The sequence below is a fragment of the Gordonia sp. CNJ-863 genome (assembly GCF_001942325.1).
GTDB lineage: Bacteria > Actinomycetota > Actinomycetes > Mycobacteriales > Mycobacteriaceae > Gordonia > Gordonia alkanivorans.
The window spans coordinates 146,749-161,282 of sequence record NZ_MKKG01000044.1; the positions used below are offsets into that span (position 1 = coordinate 146,749).

General features: G+C 67.3%; 13 protein-coding genes and 2 pseudogenes. 10 read left to right on the top strand and 5 right to left on the bottom strand.

Annotated elements, in window-relative coordinates; genetic code table 11:
• The first annotated feature begins 43 nt into the window (after window positions 1-43).
• Entirely contained in the window at window positions 44-1,324 is a 1,281-nt protein-coding gene (locus BJF87_RS19040) for an alpha-hydroxy-acid oxidizing protein (RefSeq protein WP_035753713.1), read from the top strand.
• A 62-nt stretch (window positions 1,325-1,386) separates the two neighbouring features.
• Here BJF87_RS19040 and BJF87_RS19045 read toward each other — a convergent pair.
• Window positions 1,387-2,342 (bottom strand): annotated as a pseudogene (locus BJF87_RS19045) (oxygenase MpaB family protein).
• A gap of 83 nt (window positions 2,343-2,425) precedes the next feature.
• On the opposite strand from BJF87_RS19045, the gene BJF87_RS19050 reads away from it, so the two are divergent.
• The 5 genes from BJF87_RS19050 to BJF87_RS19070 all read left to right on the top strand — a co-directional run bounded on the left by BJF87_RS19050 (window position 2,426) and on the right by BJF87_RS19070 (window position 6,943).
• The gene (locus tag BJF87_RS19050; RefSeq protein ID WP_006357974.1) at window positions 2,426-3,130 is read left to right on the top strand and encodes a TetR/AcrR family transcriptional regulator; all 705 of its coding nucleotides are present in this window, start codon (window positions 2,426-2,428) and stop codon (window positions 3,128-3,130) included.
• A gap of 28 nt (window positions 3,131-3,158) precedes the next feature.
• Window positions 3,159-3,806 (top strand): TetR/AcrR family transcriptional regulator, encoded by a 648-nt coding sequence (locus BJF87_RS19055; RefSeq protein ID WP_006357973.1) that lies wholly within the window; start codon window positions 3,159-3,161, stop codon window positions 3,804-3,806.
• 124 nt (window positions 3,807-3,930) lie between these two features.
• Window positions 3,931-5,145, top strand: coding sequence for an acyl-CoA dehydrogenase family protein (locus BJF87_RS19060; RefSeq protein WP_006357972.1), 1,215 nt, complete (start codon window positions 3,931-3,933; stop codon window positions 5,143-5,145).
• Complete coding sequence (locus BJF87_RS19065; RefSeq protein WP_006357971.1) at window positions 5,142-6,158, top strand: phosphotransferase family protein; 1,017 nt, start codon at window positions 5,142-5,144, stop codon at window positions 6,156-6,158. The genes BJF87_RS19060 and BJF87_RS19065 overlap by 4 nt, the downstream gene beginning before the upstream one ends.
• 38 nt (window positions 6,159-6,196) lie before the next feature.
• Complete coding sequence (locus tag BJF87_RS19070; protein WP_006357970.1) at window positions 6,197-6,943, top strand: SDR family oxidoreductase; 747 nt, start codon at window positions 6,197-6,199, stop codon at window positions 6,941-6,943.
• A gap of 104 nt (window positions 6,944-7,047) precedes the next feature.
• Here BJF87_RS19070 and BJF87_RS19075 read toward each other — a convergent pair whose 3' ends face one another.
• A complete protein-coding gene (locus BJF87_RS19075; RefSeq protein ID WP_006357969.1) occupies window positions 7,048-7,755 on the bottom strand; it encodes a histidine phosphatase family protein in 708 nt (235 codons plus the stop codon).
• 135 nt (window positions 7,756-7,890) lie between these two features.
• Between BJF87_RS19075 and BJF87_RS19080 the strand changes: the two genes are divergently transcribed.
• Entirely contained in the window at window positions 7,891-8,307 is a 417-nt protein-coding gene (locus BJF87_RS19080) for a VOC family protein (protein ID WP_006357968.1), read from the top strand.
• Between the two features lie 12 nt (window positions 8,308-8,319).
• Here BJF87_RS19080 and BJF87_RS19085 read toward each other — a convergent pair whose 3' ends face one another.
• Entirely contained in the window at window positions 8,320-9,381 is a 1,062-nt protein-coding gene (locus tag BJF87_RS19085) for a sigma-70 family RNA polymerase sigma factor (RefSeq protein ID WP_006357967.1), read from the bottom strand.
• A gap of 669 nt (window positions 9,382-10,050) precedes the next feature.
• Here BJF87_RS19085 and BJF87_RS19090 point away from each other — a divergent pair.
• Window positions 10,051-11,214, top strand: coding sequence for an ROK family transcriptional regulator (locus BJF87_RS19090; protein WP_035753835.1), 1,164 nt, complete (start codon window positions 10,051-10,053; stop codon window positions 11,212-11,214).
• Between the two features lie 35 nt (window positions 11,215-11,249).
• Here the strand turns inward: BJF87_RS19090 and BJF87_RS19095 are convergent, their stop codons facing one another.
• Window positions 11,250-12,095, bottom strand: coding sequence for an ABC transporter permease (locus tag BJF87_RS19095; protein WP_042377106.1), 846 nt, complete (start codon window positions 12,093-12,095; stop codon window positions 11,250-11,252).
• Window positions 12,095-13,110: pseudogene (locus tag BJF87_RS19100) on the bottom strand (ATP-binding cassette domain-containing protein). The gene BJF87_RS19095 and the pseudogene BJF87_RS19100 overlap by 1 nt, the downstream one beginning before the upstream one ends.
• A 284-nt stretch (window positions 13,111-13,394) precedes the next feature.
• Here BJF87_RS19100 and BJF87_RS19105 point away from each other — a divergent pair.
• Both BJF87_RS19105 and modA read left to right on the top strand, forming a co-directional pair.
• Window positions 13,395-13,796 (top strand): molybdopterin-binding protein, encoded by a 402-nt coding sequence (locus BJF87_RS19105; RefSeq protein WP_042377121.1) that lies wholly within the window; start codon window positions 13,395-13,397, stop codon window positions 13,794-13,796.
• Window positions 13,797-13,828: 32 nt separating this feature from the next.
• Window positions 13,829-14,533, top strand: a complete 705-nt coding sequence (gene modA / locus BJF87_RS19110; protein ID WP_006357962.1) for a molybdate ABC transporter substrate-binding protein — start codon at window positions 13,829-13,831, stop codon at window positions 14,531-14,533.
• Window position 14,534: the final 1 nt, after the last annotated feature.

Below are 14,534 nucleotides of genomic sequence, written 5' to 3' on the forward strand. Positions count from 1 at the left end.
ATCCTCCCCGGGGCCTGCGATGCCGACGTTACGATCGGCTCCCATGACCACGGGATACGGGCGAGCGCGGCAGAACGACATCTACACCGCTGGTGTCCATCGGCGAAAGCCCCGCGTACCAACGGATTTCGCGGAACTCGAACGCCGTGCCAAGCGGTCGATGTCGGCTCGCGCGTGGGCGTACATCGGCGGAGGCGCCGGTGAGGGTCGGACGATGGCGGCCAACCGGCAGGCCCTGGACCGCTGGGCGATCGTGCCACGTATTCTCCGCGACGTCTCCGCGCGGAACCTCGAGGTGGAGCTGTTCGGACGTCGCATCCCGGCGCCCGTGCTGTTTGCGCCCGTGGGTGCGGGCTCGCTCGCCGCTCCCGATGCGGACCGTCTGATCGGTCATGCCGCCGCGGAGCTCGGTGTGCCCTACATCTTTTCGAACCAGGCGAGCGTGCCGATGGAAACCGTGGCGGCCGAGATGGACGGCGTGACCCCGGGAGCTCCCCGCTGGTTCCAGCTGTACTGGTCCACCGACGATGACCTGGTCGACAGTCTGCTCGCCCGCGCGGCGGCCATCAGCGCCGACGCGGTGGTCGTCACCCTCGACACCACGATGCTCGGCTGGCGGCCACAGGATCTGAACCTGGGATCGCTGCCGTTCGCGCGGGGCGAGGGGATCGCGCAGTACACCTCCGATCGGCGCTTCGTCGACATCGTCGCCGATCGGCTGCGCACCGCCGCCGAGGAGCGGCCGGAGATCTCGCTCGGCGCCATCGCGACCCTGATCTCGATCACGCGCAACGCACCCGGACGCTTCCTCTCGAACCTCACGTCGCCCCAGCCGCGGGCCGCTGTTCAGACCTTCCTCGACATCTACTCGCGCCCGTCGCTGAACTGGGACGACCTCGCCGGCCTGCGCGAACGCACGTCGTTGCCGATCGTCCTCAAGGGCGTGCTGCATCCCGACGACGCCCGTCGCGCCGTCGACGCCGGGGTCGACGGCATCATCGTGTCCAACCACGGCGGACGTCAGATCGACGGCGCGATCAGCACGATCGACGCCCTCGACGAGATCGCACCCGCGGTCGACGGTCGGATCAAGGTGCTCGTCGACTCCGGGATCTACACCGGCTCAGACGTGTTCAAGGCACTGGCGCTGGGCGCCGACGCCGCATGCATCGGCCGACCACACATGTACGGGTTGGCGCTCGCCGGTGCCGACGGCGCCCGGGATGCGGTGGCCGACATCATCGCCGAACTCGACCTCACCCTCGGCCTGGCCGGTCACACCGATGCCACCGCTCTCGATCGCGAGGCATTGCGGAGGGTCTGAACCGAAAAGCCCGCCCCGCTCGAGATGAGCGGGACGGGCTTCCCCCAACCGGGACAGAAGGCTCAGACCAGGGGCCGACCGGTGCGCATCCGCCAGCGGACGTCGGCGAGCAGGACGTTGAACGGGAAGCTGCGGACCGGCTTGGGTGCGCGGGTGATGATCGCGCGCAGAACGGCGTTGTGCTTGGCGAAGAACAGCTCCTGCCACGGCGACAGACGGACGTCCATCTTGCGGCGGAAGTTGTCCGGCAGGAAGCCGATCGCCAAGATCTCGAAGTACCAGCCAGCAGCTTGGCGACGACCGGACCCAGGAACTCGGCACGGGCGATCTGCAGCAGGTACCCACGGATGACCGGGTCGATCTCGAGCGTCTCGACGGTCGAGTTCCAGTACTCCTCGAAGGCCTCGCGGTCGGCCGGCCAGGCTTCCCGCGGCACCTGCAGCGTGGTACCCAGCACGGCGCCGGCCTGGTAGAACTCGTCGGTCACCTCGGTCACCCCGCCGAAGATCCGGTGGACGTCCTCGGTCCCGCGGTACAGGCAGGCCGCGACCCAGAGCTGTAGTTTCGGGTCGAAGGCGTTGTACTTCACCGGGCTGTCGGCGGTCGAGCGGACCTGCGCGTGGGCCTTGCCGATCGCCTTGCGGTAGGCCTTGCGGTCCTTGGCGCTGCCCAGACCCGCAACCGCGAGGTAGCTCAGCGTGGTGCGACCCCGCTTGAGTGGATGCTTGAACAGGTTGCCCGAATCGACGCGGCTCTCGTAGACGCCGTAACCGACCGCGGGCAGGCTCAGCTGCATGATGACGTTCGCCGCGCCGGCGATGACGCCGATGCCCAGGGGGTCGAGATCCTGCGCGGAGGGCAGCGCGTCGAGCTCGGCGCGGGACATGCGTGCGGTCGACGGGAGGAACTCGGTGTCTGGCTTCTCCGCCGCGAGGAAGTCCGCGATCTCCGGCGTCACGTCCCCCGGCGTTTGCGGCGACAGGGCCGAACTTCCACTGGTGATAGGCTCCGTTGCCATCGAACACCCCTCCTGGTCGATTTAGGAAACGTTTGTTTCCCGTTTATAAAACATGAACTTACCGGGGTGTCAAGATAGGAACCATGGGAAGAGGACCTTCGACCCCGGAAACCGGGTCTGATGCGGCTGCGTCGGATTCGGCTGCTTCCCTTCGCGCATACGGCGGCGAGGGTGGCGATACCCGGGTCGCGCGACGCCGCGCATCGCTGATCGACGCAGCCCTCGACCTGCTCGGAGCCGATGACGCGGAGGCAGTCACGGTGCGCGGCGTCTGCCGGCGGGCCGGGCTGACCGCACGGTATTTCTACGAGAGCTTCGAGTCGGTCGATCAGCTCGTCGGTGTGGTGTACGACGAGGTCATCGAGGAGATCACCCACTCGGGTCTGGCGGCGTTCTCCGAGGGCGCGACCATGCGCTCCAAAGTGTCGGGAGCGGTTGCCGCCATCGTCGACCTCATCGACCGGGATCGACGCAAAGGCCGACTGCTGTTCTCACAGGCACTGCTGAGCCCGGTGATCGCCGCGAAGCGGATGGAGTCCACCGCCCTCTTCGCCGGTCTGACACTGCAGAGCACCTCGTCGATCCTCGACGTTCATGTCGGCCCCGCCCAGGCCACCGGCGTGGCGCACTACCAGGTCGGTGGGCTGAGCCGACTGCTCGCGGCGTGGCTCGAGGGAGACGTCGAGCTCTCCCAGTCCGACGTCGTCGACCTCAGCGTCGCGTTGCTCGTGTCCCCGGCGGAGATCCTGGAGAAGAGCCTGTCCCACGGCAGCGCCGATGGTGAGTAGTGCTCCACGGGCAGATATGGTCGATCCCATGAGCAGCGGAACCGGCGAAACCGACGTACGACCGGCGAAGCAACCTCTCGGCGCCTGGCGTGACTACGGCGAGCCCGAGCTCCCGATCCCGTTGGCCGCAGCCCTCGAGGCGTTCGCCGAGCAGGGCTACCACGGCACGTCGGTGCGTGAGATCGCCGCGCGGGCCAACCTCTCGGTGCCCGGGCTGTACCACCACTACCCGTCGAAGCAGTCCCTGTTGCAGGGCCTGCTCGAGCGCACGATGACCGACCTGCTGGCCCGTTCGGAGGCGGCGATCCTCGAGGCCGGCCCGGAACCGGTGAAGCAGTTCGACGCGGTCGTCGAATCCCTGCTGCGGTTCCACATGTACCGCCGCGAACAGGCCTTCGTCGGGTCCACGGAGATTCGGAGTCTCGACGACGACTACCGGCCGAAGTACATCGGTCACCGCGACCGTCAACAGCGGATGGTCGACGAGATCGTCTTCGCCGGCGTGGAGGCGGGCGACTTCACCACCGAGTATCCGAAGGATGCGGCCCGGGCGGTGGCGACGATGTGTGTCGGGGTCTCGACCTGGTTCAAGCTCGACGGTCTGCTGGGGCCGGACGAGCTGATCTCCCGGAACCTCCAGCTCGCCCGCGCCCTCGTCGGTTACCGCACCAACTGAGGGCACGGATTTCACCCGGTCAGCCTTGACCGGGATCGCATCGCCTGGCAAGGTATGGACGGCCGAACGATCGCTCGGTCGGCGTCGGGGTGAGTTTCCCGTCGGTCCAGCCAAAGGAGTCACGATGCCCATAGACCTGCGCCACGATCCCGCGGTGGTCGAGCTGGTCGAGAAGACCGAACGCTTCGTCCGCGACTACGTGTTGCCGCTCGAGGACGCGAACGGTGGCGACATCACCGCGGCCGGCGGCGACGACCTCCGTCGCGAGATGAACGCAAAGGCCAAGGCGGAGGGCATCTTCGCGCCGCACGCACCGGTCGAGTTCGGCGGACACGGACTCGACATGGCCGATCGCGCACCGGTTTTCGAGGCAGCCGGCTACTCCACCTTCGGCCCCGTCGCGCTGCACATCGGTGCACCCGACGAGGGCAACATCCACATGCTCGAGCGCATCGCCAGCGAGGAACAGCGCCACAAGTACCTGGCCCCGCTCGCCACGGGTGAGGTTCGTTCGGCCTTCGCGATGACCGAACCGGCACCGGGCGCGGGCTCGGACCCCAATGCGCTGCGCACGCAGGCGGTCCGCGTCGACGGCGGCTGGAAGATCAACGGCGAGAAGCACTTCATCACCGGTGCCGAGGGTGCGGGCTTCTTCATCATCATGGCCCGCACCGCGGGGTCGCCGGGTGATCGCGGCGGCGCCACGATGTTCCTGGCTCCGGCCGGCACCGCGGGAATCACCGTCGGCCGTCACATCAACACCATCGACAAGGCGATGATCGGCGGACACTGCGAGGTCACGTTCGACGACGTCTTCGTCCCCGACGAGGACATCCTGGGCGAGGTCGACGAGGGCTACCGCTACGCGCAGGTCCGCCTCGGCCCGGCCCGCATGACCCACGTCATGCGCTGGCTCGGCGCCGCCAAGCGCTGTCACGACGTCGCCGTCGACTACGTCTCGCGCCGTGAGGGATTCGGTGGCCGACTCGGTGACCTCGGCATGATCCAGCAGATGATCGCCGACAACGAGATCGACCTGGCCGCCTCGCGGGCGTTGCTGCTCAAGGCATGTCACGAACTGGACCTGGGCAACCACGCCTCCGACGAGACGTCGATCGCCAAGACTTTTGCCGGTGAGGCGTATTCGCGGATCGCCGATCGCAGCATCCAGATGTGCGGCGGACTCGGTGTCTCCGCCGACCTGCCGATCGCGCGACTGTCGCAGGAACTCCGCCCGTTCCGCGTCTACGACGGCCCGTCCGAGGTCCATCGGTGGGCCATCGCTCGCCGCGCTGTCGGCCGCGCGAAGAAGGCACAGGCTGCGGCGGGTGCGAAATGACCGGTGTCGAATCAGCTCTCGAGGCCGACAAGCTCCGTCGGCTCCTCGCCGACAACGGCGTCGAACTCGCCGGTGACCTCTCGATCGACCTCATCAGCGGCGGCAAGTCGAACCTGACCTACACCGTCACCGACGGCCAGACCAGATGGGTCGCGCGTCGTCCGCCGACCGGTGGCCTCACCCCGTCTGCCCATGACATGAACCGCGAGTGGGCGGTCACCAGTGCGCTGCAGTCGACCTCGGTGCCGGTCGCACGCACCGTCGCCTTCGACGCCGACGGTTCGATCGTCGGGGCGCCCTGCACCGTCGTCGAGTTCGTCGACGGACGTGTGGTGCGCACCGCGGAGGATCTCGCCGCCTACTCCGATGACGACGTGGCCGCCAACCTCGACGGACTCGTCCGGACTCTCGCCGACCTCCATGCCGTCGATTACCAGGCGGTCGGCCTCGGTGAGTTCGGTCGTCCGGCCGGATTCGCTGCCCGACAGGTGAAGCTGTGGGCCCGGCAATGGGGTCACGTGAAGACGCGCGAGTTGCCCGATGTCGAGCGACTCGTCGAAGCGCTGTCGGCGCGGGTGCCGGAGCAGGCGCGGGAATCGGTGGTGCACGGCGACTTCCGCGTCGACAACACCATCGTCGACGCGAACGATCCGGCGCGCATCGCCGCCGTCGTGGACTGGGAGATGTCCACCCTCGGTGACCCGCTCACCGACGTGGCGCTGATGTGTGTCTACCGGACCGGGGCCTTCGACCAGGTGCTCGGCTTCTCCGCGGCGTGGACCAGCGATCGCTATGCCTCCGTGGACGAGATCGCGCAGAAGTACGCCACCGCAACCGGTTCCGACCTCGGTGACTGGGACTTCTACCTCGGGCTCGCCAATCTGAAACTCGGTGTGATCGCCGAGGGCATCACCTACCGCGCGCTCTCGGGTGCGTCGGCGGGCGACGGTGCCGAGCGTGCGGGCGAGGCCACCGCAGCCTTCATCGCAGACGGTCTGCGTCACATCAGCTGAGCTCGATTCCGGGCAGACAGAGATACGGGGACAAGTGCATGAGTGAAGTGTCGAACACCCGGGCCGCGTTGGTCACCGGCGCATCCCGGGGAATCGGGGCGGCCATCGCCGAGAAGTTCGCGGCCGACGGCTGGGACCTGACGATCAGTGCCCGAGGTCGGGAAACGTTGGAGAAGAAGGCGGCCGAGCTCCGCGAGCACGGCGCAGGTCGGGTCGAGGTCGTCCCGGCCGACATGACCGACACCGACGCGATCACCGCGCTCGGTGCCGCGCACGCCGACGCCTTCGGGCGCTGCGACGCGTTGATCATCAACGCGGGCATGGGGTCCAAGGGCGCGGTGGCGGAGATGCCGGTCAAGCGTTTCGACCGTCTCTACGAGGTCAACGTGCGGGCACCGTACATCCTGCTGCAGGCGGCACTCCCGACGCTGCGGGCAACCGCGGAAACTTCAGGTGCTGCGAAAGTCATCGCGGTGGCATCGATCACCGGTGTCTACCCGGAGCCCGAACTCTCCGCCTATGGTGCGACCAAGGCTGCGCTGATCTCACTGTGCGAGACGTTCAACCTCGAGGAGTCGGAGAACGGCGTCAGCGCGACGACGATCGCGCCGGGCTACGTCAACACCGACATGACCGACTGGCTCAAGGACCGCATCCCGGCCGACGAGATGATCACGGCCGCAGACGTTGCTGTTGTCGCACACTCGATCACGCAGCTGTCGCGGTACGCGGTGCTCCCGAACGTGGTGCTCACGCGTCCGGGCACGAATCTGCATCGGGCGTAACGAGCTTCAACACAGGCGAGGAGCCGCGTCGAATCTCCCTGCGACGGGGGTGGTTCGACGCGGCTCCTCGCTTGCGTTCGTCTACTGTTGCGCGGCCGTAGGCCTCAGCGCACGGTCGAGACCCCGCCCTCGCGGTCGGAGAGGTGTCCGTGTTCGTTGAACGACACGACGGAGACGCCCTGGCGGCCCACGATGAGCTTGGTGATCGACGCATTGACCATGGTGCGCGCCATCGCCGGCCAGTTCTCGTCGGGGATTCCCCACAACTGGGCGATCCACTGGGTGATGGTCCCCGCGGAGGACACCACGAGAACGGTCTGGCCGGAACCCGCCACCTCGGCTGCCCGCGCCGCGGCGTCGTGCACGCGTGCCTTGAACTGGGGGTAACTCTCGGCGGGACCGCCGTCGGGACCCGGATCCGGCTCGTGATCGCCGGCGGCGATCCATCCCGCCAAACCCTTGTCGAGCTGCTGCTGGTAGGCACGGTTGTCGTGGTACATCTCGGGCGAGGCGTGCCCCACCAGTGCGGGCAGCGAGTACTCGTTCCAACCCGCGTCGACGTTGGCGTCGGGGCGGGATTCGAACCTACCGAGCACGCCGTTCAGTGTCTGGCTCTGCCGAACGAGGTCGCCGCTGACTGCTGCGGTGAACCGCTCCACCTGGCCGGCAAGGAACGACCCGGAGAGCGCGGCCTGGGTATCGCCGGTGGCGGTGAGTCCGCCGGGTCCGTTCCGGAGGTCGTCGGTGGCGTCGGATACGCCGTACGCCAACGCATTAGCCTGACCGTGCCGCACAAGATAGATGACGCCCATGAGTGAACATTATTCGATGGCGATGAATTCGTTTGCGGGGGCTGGTCTGTATTGGGTGAGGCCCCCTCCCGGCCGGCGATTCGCACGCGCTCGGGCGGTGGGGCCGAGAGACCCGATCTCGACTGGAGGCCGCCTGTGGCACCGATGCTCTTCGTCAATCTGCCGGTCGCCGACGTCGCGCGGTCACGACGGTTCTTCGGCGCGCTGGGCTTCCGGTTCGACGAGATGTTCTGCGATCCGGCCACGGTGTGCATGCCGATCAACGACACCGCGATGGTGATCCTGATGCAGCGCCGACGCTTCGAAGGGTTCGCGGCCATGAGCATCGCCGACCCCGCGCGGGGGCGAGAGGCTCTCGTCTCGTTCTCCGCCGACAGTCGAGAGCACGCCGACCGCCTCGTCGGCACGGCACTGACCGCCGGGGGCACACCGCTTCGTGAACCCGAGGACTTCGGGTTCATGTACTGCCACAGCTTCTGCGATCCGGACGGTCACGCCTGGGAGGTGGTCTGGATGGACCCCTCTCAACTGCCGCAGAACTCCGAGGATTGACCGGCGTCGACGTCAGTGCCAGGGGCTCGGCGCAGTTCGTGCGGGTGCGTCGTACGGAGTGGCGGGTAGCCCGAACCTGGCGAAATCCTCTTCCATGGTGTCGCTGAAGAACGCCACCACGTAACCGACCTTCTTCGCCTGCGCATCGATGTCGAGGACCTGGAGCTGGAACGGCCGATGGACGCCGTCGGGTTCGCGCATGTACAGACCGAACGCGGGCTGTCCGTTGGCGACCGTGGGCAGCAGGATCTGGTCGCCGGCCTTCTCCGCGGGGCAGTTCTTGCGGATGAGGGTTCCGATGGCCTCCGGGCCCTGGTACCAACCGGTGAATGGCGGCATCTCCCAGATGGCCTTGTCGGTGAACATCTCGGCGATCGCATCGACGTCGTAGCGCTCGAAGGCCGACACGTACCGGGCGAGCAGCTCCCGTTTGGCGTCGTCGTCGAGGACCGACGAGTCCGCACTCGCCGACTCCGCCTGGGGTCGTGCGGTCTTGAGCTGCTCGCGGGCGCGCTGCAGGAGACTGTTGACGGTCGCGGTGGTGACGCCGATGGTGTCGGCGACCTCGGCCGCCCGCCACTGCAGCACGTCACGCAGGATCAGCACCGCGCGTTGTCGTTCCGGTATGTGCTGGAGGGCGGCGATGAACGCCAGCCGGACCGATTCCCGTGCGCCGACGACGAAGGCGGGGTCGGCGGCGTCACCGGGGGTGATCTCGTCGACGGTGCCGGCGTACGGCTCCAGCCATGGCACCTCATGGTTCTGGAGCAGGTCGTCGGTGGGATCGAAGGCGTCGCCCCCGAGCCCGGACGGAAGTGGGCGACGCTGAGAACTCTGCAGCGCGGTGAGGCAGGTGTTGGTCGCGATCTTGTGCAGCCAGGTCCGCACCGAGGAACGGTGGTCGAACTTGGCATAGCCGCGCCATGCGCGCAGGAAGGTCTCCTGGGCGAGGTCCTCCGCGTCGTGGTGGGAGCCCATCATGCGGTAGCAGTGGGCGATGATCTCGCGACGGAACGGTTCGGCGATCTCGAGGAACTCGGCGTCGGAGACGGACTCGCCCGCGGTTGTGGTCATGCTCACAATTTACCGTCGATCACCGACACACTCGACTCGGTGGAACAACCGACCTCGGTCCGCTCGGCGATGGGCCGCAGGTCGGGTAGCCGCAGGGTGTCGGTGTGGAACCACAGAGGGTGCAACCCGGGTACGACGTCGCGGACGTGCCTGAACTCGCCGGTGAACGCGTAGTCGCGTGGGTATCGAAAACTCCGTCACCTGGAGGAACGGGCTTGCCGCCGCGGCGTCGGCGTTGCTAACTTGATCGACATGACGAGTGTCGACCGCAACCTGTCGGAGGTCACCTATGTGACCACCGCTCTGGGCTGCCGTCTGCCGCTCGCTCGCGTTCTCTGTTGTTGTCGTCGAATGCGCTGAGCCGACGCCTCGTCCGGGGTGTCGCTCCAAGTCTCTTTTCCGAGCACTTCAGCCACCCTGCCCCGCCCTCTGAGCGCGGGGTTTTCGACGAGGACGATCATGACTGCAATTCTTCCTGAGATCTCCGGCCGTACCCTGCGTACCGCGCCCACTCCGCTGACCCGGCGACCTGCATCGCGGCCGGTGCGCCGCGGACCGCAGGTCAACCGCCAACCCGTACCGTTGTCATCCGTACCTTCGTCGGTGCCGTCGCCCCGGCTCCCGGGATCGACCGCGGACCGACGCGGCGTGAAGAAGGGGGATCAGCGGGTGCACGTCTCGACGCCGCGCCTCGAGCTCTCGAACAAGCCGGCCGCGCTCGTCCTCCGGGCCGCTCGCTTGGCCGGCCCCCTCTTCCGCGATGATGCCGCCGAGCGCACCGGTCTGAGTATCTCGACGGTCAACCGCCAGGTCAGCGCTCTGCTGAAGGCTGGTCTGATCCGCGAACGCGCCGACCTGGCCCCGTCGGGAGCCATCGGTCGTCCGCGTCTGCCCTTCGAGGTCAACCTCGCCGAGTTCCTCACCCTCGGTATCCACATCGGATACAAGGTCACCTCGATCACCACCCACGATCTGCTCCACCGCGTGGTCGGTGCCATCCAGATCCCGACGCCGGAGGCCGACACCCCCGAGGAGACCCTCGCCGCGATCGGCGTGAGCGCTCGTCGATTCGCCGAGCGGTGGACCGGGAAGCGCGTGCTCTGGGTCGGCGTGGCGCTCGGTGGGCGTGTCGCCGATGGCGGCATCGTCGATCACCCCCGTCTCGGATGGGAAGGTGCGCCCGTCGGCCGGGTGATCGCCGAGGCCGTGGGCCTGCCGGTGTCCGTCGCCTCGCACGTCGAGGCGATGGCAGCCGCCGAGCTGGTCCTCAACCCCGTCGACGAGCAGTCGAGCTTCCTGTACTTCTACGCCCGCGAGATGCTGGGCATCGCCTTCAGCGTCGGCGGCACCGTCCACACCCCGACCGCGGGACCTCCGGTCATCGGACACTTCCCGACCGGCGCCACCACGCTGCTCGATCCGCACCGCACGGGTCGACTCGAGCCCGCGGTGAGCGACACCGGGATCGTCGAAGCCGCTCGGGCGCTGGGTCTTTCGGTGACCGACGTCGAAGGTCTGCACGGCCTGGCCCGTGCGGGTGACGCGACCGCGCGCGCCCTCTTCGAAGAGCGCGCCGAGGTGCTGGGCCGCACGGTCGGTCTGATCGCCGACATCTTCAACCCGGACCACATCATCCTCGGCGGTCAGGCGTTCACCGACTACCCGACCAGTCTTCCGACGGTGGCACGCGCGGTTCGGGAGACCTCGATCGTCGCCAAGCGTGATGTGCGAGTGTCGCATTCGGGAGCCACGGTGCAGCAGCAGGCGGCCGGCGCGGTCTCCCTGGACGCGATCTACAGCGACCCGCTGCAAGCGATCACTCTGACTGCCTGAACGGGCCGCTGTAGTCCCCTCGATGTCCTAGCGGCTCAGTCGATGGTCCGCTTGTTGTAGGCGCGTAGGGCGAACGGTGCGAAGACCAGGGTCAGCGCGACCGCCCAGATGATGGTCGAGATCACCGGATGCTGTAGCGGCAGCGCCGAACCCGGACCGAACTCCGGACCGTTGCCCCACAGCACACGCAACGCCTGGACGAGCGATGACATCGGATTCCATTCGGCGATCGTCCGCAGCCAGGTGGGCATCGGGTCGGTCGGGACGAAGGCGTTCGACAGGAACGTGATCGGGAACAGCGTCGAGAACATGAAGCCGTTCACCGCTTCCACGGTTCGCAGCCATGACCCGATGAGAATGCCGAACCAGATCATCGCGAAGCCGAACAGGAGTAGCAGGCAGTACGCGAGAACGGCGTCGATGAACGACCCGCGGATGCGCCAGCCGATCGCGAGACCGGTCAACGACATCACCACGATGCCGATGGAACTGTGCATGACACTCGCGATGCTCCGGCCGATCAGCACCGACGATCGCCGGATGGGTAGCGACCGGAACCGGTCGATGATGCCCTTCTCGAGATCGGCCGTGATTCCCGACGCCACGATGAACGCGGTGAACACGATGGTCTGGCCCATGATGCCCGGCAGCAGGAATTCCTTGTAGGAAGCGCTGTCGGTCTGGATCGACGCACCGAACACGTACGCGAACAACACGACGAACATGATCGGCTGGATCGTGACGTCGGAAAGCATCTCCGGCATACGTCTGGTGTGGATCATGTTGCGTTTGACCATGATCCAGGACTGTTGCCAGAGGGTGGTCGGATGGATGCGCGATGTGTTCGCGACCACCGCGTCTTTCTCAGCAGTGGTGGTCATCAGGCGATCTCCTCGTCGGTGGTGTTGGTGGTGTCCTCGGCGCGGTGGCCGGTCAGGGACAGGAAGACGTCGTCGAGGCTCGGGCGCGCGAGTCCGAAATCGTCGACGGCGATACCGCTTTCGTCGAACCAGGCGGCGACGCGGGGGAGGTCTCCGAGGCCGCCGGAGGCGGTGGTGAGCCGGCGAGCGGGGACGTCGACGAAGACCTCGGCACCGTTCTTGCGCAGCAGCGCCTCGGCCGCCGGAAGATCCTCGCCCCGGGACACGGTCAGCACGAGGCTGGCCGAACCGGCCTGTTCCTTGAGCTGCAGCGGCGTGCCGTGGGCGATGATCCGGCCCTTGTCGATGACGACGATGTCGTCGGCGAGCTGGTCGGCCTCTTCGAGGTACTGGGTCGTCAGCAGGAGCGTGGTCCCGTCGGCGACCAGGTCACGCAGGACATCCCACAGTTCCGAGCGGCTCCGCGGGTCGAGGCCGGTGGTCGGCTCGTCGAGGAACAGCACGGGCGGGGCGGCCAGGAGGCTGACGGCGAGGTCGAGTCGGCGGCGCATACCTCCGGAGTACGACTTGACGGGTTTGTTGCCGGCCTCGGTGAGGGAGAACTGCTCCAGGAGTTCGTCGGAGCGACGGGTCAGGGTCTTGCGACCGATGCCGTAGAGGCCGCCGATCATGCGCAGGTTCTCGCGACCGGTGAGGATCTCGTCGACGGTCGCGCCTGGCCGGTGAGGCCCATGTTCTGCCGGACCAGGCCGGGCTGTTCGAGGACGTCGTAACCGGCGATCCGGGCGGTCCCGCTCGTCGGTGGTGACAGGGTGGTCATCATGCGGACAGTGGTGGTCTTGCCGGCGCCGTTGGGACCGAGCAGGCCGAGTACGGACCCGCGCGGGACCGTGAAGCTGACGCCGTCGACCGCGGTGAAATCGCCGAAGCGTTTCACCAGGTCGATGGCCTCGATCGCGACGTCGGGCGTCGCGAGGGCGCCGGGCGCGGCGGCGGGGTCTGTGACTGAGCTCATAACTCTCCACGGTATCGATGGGGTCTGACAAGGGCGAACGATTTTCCGGTGTCTCCGGGTGTAGATGGGGGACATCTCAGGGGCCGTCGGGGAACTCCGGTGTTCCTCGACATGACAGACCGTGACCCCCCACGGAACTCATCGGTCCGACGGCCCGAACTCCGACGGTCGGCGTGAGGTAAACGCTAAGACTTGAAGCTCACTTGAAGTCAAGAGGCGCTGTTGTTCCGCATCTGCGGATAGGTAGCCGGAGCTATCACGCAGATGTGGTTAGGGTGAACGTCGTGACCGCGATACGGATCAAGGATGCCGCGACTCTGCTCGGCGTCAGCGACGACACCGTCCGCAGGTGGATCGCATCCGGGGTGCTCGCACAGTCCGACGACGGCCCGGTCGCGACGGTCGACGGCGCCCGGCTCGCGGAGCTGGCGCGGGAGCGTGCTGTCGCGCCCGATGATGGGGTGCCTGTCGCGCGTTCTGCCCGCAATCGGTTCACCGGACTGGTCACCGAGGTTCAGGTGGACGGGGTCATGGCGCAGGTGACGATGCAGTGCGGGCCGTTCGAGGTGACCTCGCTGATGAGTGCGCAGTCGGCGCGAGAGTTGGCGCTGGAGCCGGGGTCGGTCGCGACCGCGATCGTGAAGTCGACCAACGTGATGGTCGAGACGAGCCGAGCCGATCGATGACGAGGTGCGTGATCTCCCTCGTGGTGGTCGGGATGCTGCTCGTCGCGGGTTGCTCGGCGAACGGGTCGGATGGGCGAGTCCTCGACGTCTCCGCCGCGGCGTCGTTGTCGAAGACCTTCACCGCGATCGCCGATGAGTTCGAGAGACAGCACGACGGTGTCGACGTCCGCCTGTCCTTCGACGGGTCGTCGACGCTCGCCAATCAGATCCGGCAGGGCGCGCCCGCCGACGTCTTCGCGAGTGCCGATCAGAGGAACATGTCGAAACTCGGCGAACTGGCCGTCGATCCCGAGATCTTTGCCACCAACACCCTGGTGATCGTCACCGCTCCGGGGAACCCGAAGAACGTCAGGTCCTTGGCCGATCTGACGAAGCCGGGCATCACCACCGTCGTCTGCCAGGTGGCTCAACCGTGCGGCGCCGCCACCGACACCGTGGTACGCCGCACGGGGATCACGATCGACGCGGTGTCGGAGGAGCAGTCGGTGAGCGCGGTGCTCACCAAGGTGGCGACCGGACAGGCCGACGCCGGGGTCGTGTATGTGACCGACGCCCGTGCGGCCGGTGACCAGGTGACCACCGTGAACGATCCGGCGTTCGCGACGGTCGTCAACGACTATCCGATCGCGGTGATCGCCGACGCCGATGACCACGAACTGGCCTCGCAGTTCCGGGACCTGGTGCTCGGCGAGGACGGTCGGCGGATACTGCGTGATGCCGGTTTCGGGGTGCCGTGAC

Bases quoted from the DNA above. Each gene is read 5' to 3' on its own strand.
- BJF87_RS19040 (WP_035753713.1), top strand. From the start codon at position 44: ATGACCACGGGATACGGGCGAGCGCGGCAGAACGACATCTACACCGCT.
- BJF87_RS19050 (WP_006357974.1), top strand. From the start codon at position 2,426: ATGGGAAGAGGACCTTCGACCCCGGAAACCGGGTCTGATGCGGCTGCG.
- BJF87_RS19055 (WP_006357973.1), top strand. From the start codon at position 3,159: ATGAGCAGCGGAACCGGCGAAACCGACGTACGACCGGCGAAGCAACCT.
- BJF87_RS19060 (WP_006357972.1), top strand. From the start codon at position 3,931: ATGCCCATAGACCTGCGCCACGATCCCGCGGTGGTCGAGCTGGTCGAG.
- BJF87_RS19065 (WP_006357971.1), top strand. From the start codon at position 5,142: ATGACCGGTGTCGAATCAGCTCTCGAGGCCGACAAGCTCCGTCGGCTC.
- BJF87_RS19070 (WP_006357970.1), top strand. From the start codon at position 6,197: ATGAGTGAAGTGTCGAACACCCGGGCCGCGTTGGTCACCGGCGCATCC.
- BJF87_RS19075 (WP_006357969.1), bottom strand. From the start codon at position 7,755: ATGGGCGTCATCTATCTTGTGCGGCACGGTCAGGCTAATGCGTTGGCG.
- BJF87_RS19085 (WP_006357967.1), bottom strand. From the start codon at position 9,381: ATGACCACAACCGCGGGCGAGTCCGTCTCCGACGCCGAGTTCCTCGAG.
- BJF87_RS19095 (WP_042377106.1), bottom strand. From the start codon at position 12,095: ATGACCACCACTGCTGAGAAAGACGCGGTGGTCGCGAACACATCGCGC.
- modA (WP_006357962.1), top strand. From the start codon at position 13,829: ATGCTGCTCGTCGCGGGTTGCTCGGCGAACGGGTCGGATGGGCGAGTC.